Annotated in this window: 1 pseudogene; it reads left to right on the plus strand. The window is 63.4% G+C overall.

Features of this window, described 5'->3' with window-relative positions:
• Positions 1–298: pseudogene (locus ACOZKU_RS27685) on the plus strand (flagellin); the annotation flags it as partial.

Consider the following 298-nt stretch of genomic DNA (forward strand, 5'->3'; position numbering starts at 1 on the left):
ACCCTCCGTTCCATCGACAACAGTCTCGAAACGACACAGGCACGCGTCTCCTCCGGCCTGCGCGTCGAAACCGCCGCCGACAACGCCGCCTATTGGTCGATCGCCACGACCATGCGCTCGGACAACCGCGCGATCTCCACCGTCGCCGACGCCTTGGGCCTCGGCGCCGCGAAGGTCGATACCGCCTATACGTCGCTGGAAAACGTCATCGACGTGATGAGCGAGATCAAGGCGAAGCTGGTCGCCGCGCGCGAACCGGGCGTCGACAAGACCAAGATCAACGATGAAATCACCGAAC

It is taken from the genome of Shinella sp. M31 (assembly GCF_049199205.1).
Taxonomy (GTDB): Bacteria; Pseudomonadota; Alphaproteobacteria; order Rhizobiales; family Rhizobiaceae; genus Shinella.